At 57.5% G+C, this 3,279-nt stretch carries 2 rRNA genes and 1 pseudogene; 2 read left to right on the top strand and 1 reads right to left on the bottom strand.

The window, feature by feature from the left end:
- The first annotated feature begins 30 nt into the window (after window positions 1-30).
- Window positions 31-2,977 (top strand): 23S ribosomal RNA (locus AS157_RS06870).
- 39 nt (window positions 2,978-3,016) lie between these two features.
- Window positions 3,017-3,133 (top strand): 5S ribosomal RNA (rrf, locus tag AS157_RS06865).
- 32 nt (window positions 3,134-3,165) lie between these two features.
- Here the strand turns inward: rrf and AS157_RS09500 are convergent.
- Window positions 3,166-3,279 (bottom strand): annotated as a pseudogene (locus AS157_RS09500) (orotate phosphoribosyltransferase); the annotation flags it as partial.

Below are 3,279 nucleotides of genomic sequence, written 5' to 3'. Positions count from 1 at the left end.
GGTCATTGAAAAATGCATAGGGGAAGTAGAGGTGAAGGTGATAAGGGCACGCAGTGGATGCCTAGGCGGCAGGAGGCGAAGAAGGGCGTGGCAAGCTGCGAAAAGCCTGGGGGAGCTGCAAGCGAGCGTAGATCCCGGGATACCCGAATGGGGCAACCTGTGTAGCTGGTGAGGCTACACACCCGAGAGGGGGCGAACCGGGGGAAGTGAAACATCTCAGTACCCCGAGGAGAAGAAATCAAACGAGATTCCCTGAGTAGAGGCGATCGAAAGGGGAGGAGCCTAAACCGGCGTTGATGCGTCGGGGTAGTGGGACAAGTCCGGGCGTAAGCCGGGGAGTAAAAAATTCTTACTCTAGCCGAAAGGTCTGGGAAGGCCTACCGGAGAGGGTGAAAGTCCCGTAGGCGAAAGGGTAAGGACTCTCTGGGGCTTGATCCCGAGTACCACGGGGCACGAGGAATCCTGTGGGAATCAGGGGGGACCACCCTCCAAGGCTAAATACTCCCTGCCGACCGATAGAGTAACCAGTACCGTGAGGGAAAGGTGAAAAGCACCCCGGAAGGGGAGTGAAAGAGACCTGAAACTGCGTGCCTACAAGAAGTCGGAGCTCCGTAAAGGGGTGACGGCGTGCCTTTTGATTAATGAGCCTGGGAGTTGTCGTACCTGGCGAGGTTAAGCCGGTAGAGGTGGAGTCGTAGCGAAAGCGAGTCCGAAGAGGGCGAGGAGTCAGGTGCGGCAGGCCCGAAGCCGGGTGAGCTACCCATGGCCAGGGTGAAGGTAGGGTAAAACCTACTGGAGGCCCGGACCGGTGGATCGTGAGACATCCTCGGATGAGCTGTGGGTAGGAGTGAAAAGCTAACCGAACCCGGTGATAGCTGGTTCTCCCCGAAATGCATTTAGGTGCAGCCTCAAGAGGTCTGTGCAGGAGGTAGGGCGCTGATAGGGCTAGGGGGGTGACCTCCAACCCCTGTCAAACTACGAATGCCTGCACACAAATCTTGGGAGTGAGCCTGTGGGGGATAAGCTCCACAGACGAGAGGGGAACAACCCAGACCGACGGCTAAGGGCCCGGAGAGATGGCTAAGTGTGGAAGGAAGTTGTGCGTCCCAGACAACCGGGATGTTGGCTTAGAAGCAGCCATCATTAAAAGAGTGCGTAACAGCTCACCGGTCGAGACGCACAGCGCCGAAAATGTACCGGGGCTAAAGCCATCCCCCGAAGCCGCGGATCAGCGTATATGCTGGTGGTAGGGGAGCGTTCCGCGATAGGGAGAAGGTGGACTTGAGAGAGCCACTGGACGAGGCGGAAGAGAGAATCCAGGCATGAGTAAACGAGAGGAGAGTGAGAATCTCTCCCCCCGGAAGCCTAAGGGTACCTGGGGAAGGTTCGTCCGCCCAGGGTTAGTCGGGGCCTAAGGTGAACCCGAGAGGGGTAGCCGATGGGGAACCGGTTAATATTCCGGTACCACCTGCATACTGATAGGTAGCGGGGGGACGCAGGAGGGTAAGTTCCGAGGTCAAGTGGCAAGGCCTTCCAAGCGGTTAGGCGAAGAGGGCAGTAGGGAAATCCGCTGTCTGAGCTGAGCCGTGAAGGGGAGGACCGTATGGTCCGACGGGGCTGATCCCACACTGCCAAGAAAAGCCTCGCTAACTGGTATGCGGGTGCCCGTTCCGCAAACCGACACAGGTAGGCGGGCTGAGAAAGCTAAGGGGAGCGGGATAACCCTTGCCAAGGAACTCGGCAAATTGACCCCGTAACTTAGGGAGAAGGGGTGCCGCGGTAGGTTGAACCCAGGGGAAGGGGAGACCTGGAAACTGGGGGAGGCCGAGGCGGTTGCAGAGGCAAGGCCCTGGCGACTGTTTACCAAAAACACAGGTCTCTGCGAACTCGTAAGAGGAAGTATAGGGACTGACGCCTGCCCAGTGCCGGAAGGTTAAGGGGAGGGGTGAGAGCCCCGAACCGAAGCCCCGGTAAACGGCGGCCGTAACTATAACGGTCCTAAGGTAGCGAAATTCCTTGTCGGGTAAGTTCCGACCTGCATGAATGGCGTAACGACTGGGGCACTGTCTCGGCAGGGGGCCCGGTGAAATTTCAATCTGGGTGAAGATGCCCAGTACCCGCAGCTAGACGGAAAGACCCCGTGGAGCTTTACTGCAGCCTGGTATTGGGCTTTGGTGCACTGTGTACAGGATAGGTGGGAGGCGAAGAACCCGGCTCGCCAGGGTCGGGGGAGCCGCTGGTGGGATACCACCCTCGGTGTACTGGAGTTCTAACCTGCGTTTGTGAAGAGCGAGCGAGGGACAGTGCCAGGTGGGTAGTTTGACTGGGGCGGTCGCCTCCGAAAGGGTAACGGAGGCGCGCGAAGCTCGGCTCAGGTGGGTTGGAAATCCACCGTAGAGTGCAAGGGCATAAGCTGGGCTGACTGCGAGACCGACGGGTCGAGCAGAGGGGAAACCCGGTCCTAGTGACCCGGCGACTCCGAGTGGAAGGGTCGTCGATCAACGGACAAAAGTTACCCCGGGGATAACAGGCTAGTCTTGCCCGAGAGTTCACATCGACGGCAAGGATCGGCACCTCGATGTCGGCTCATCCCATCCTGGGGCTGAAGCAGGTCCCAAGGGTTAGGCTGTTCGCCTATTAAAGGGGTACGTGAGCTGGGTTCAGACCGTCGTGAGACAGGTCGGTCCCTATCTGCTGCGGGCGTAGGAGGTTTGAGGGGGCTCGCCCATTGTACGAGAGGACCTGGGTGAGGGAGCCACTGGTGTACCGGCTGTTCTGCCAAGGGCATACGCCGGGTAGCTACGCTCCTAAGTGATAACCGCTGAAAGCATCTAAGCGGGAAACACGCCCCAAGATGAGACCTCCCATCCTGTGAAAGGAGTAAGGCCGGTTCGAGAAGAGGACCTAGATAGGCTGGTGGTGGAAGCGCAGTAATGCGTGGAGCCAACCGGTACTAATCGGCCGAGGCCTTCACCTCTACGAGAACCCTATGCATTTTTGAGTGATCAAAGGTTTCCCGGGTGACGATACCAAGGCGGGAACCACCCGGTTCCATCCCGAACCCGGCCGTTAAGCCGCCTTGGGCCGATGGTAGTAAGGGGTACGCCCCTTGCAAGAGTAGGTATCGCCCGGGTTTATTTTTTTGCAGGCTTTCGCCTGCTTTTTTTATTTTATGAACCTACTCCCTGGTTTTTCAGCTGGAATTTGTTCTTTACATAATGGGCATTCTTCTTTTTTATATATTGGAATGTTGATTTTTAAAAGATATTCGTATGGTAC

Source organism: Thermosipho sp. 1244, from assembly GCF_018588215.1.
GTDB classification, from domain to species: Bacteria; Thermotogota; Thermotogae; order Thermotogales; family Fervidobacteriaceae; genus Thermosipho; species Thermosipho affectus.
The sequence above is the reverse complement of the archived record's forward strand: the minus strand, read 5'-3'. Positions and strand labels throughout refer to the sequence as shown.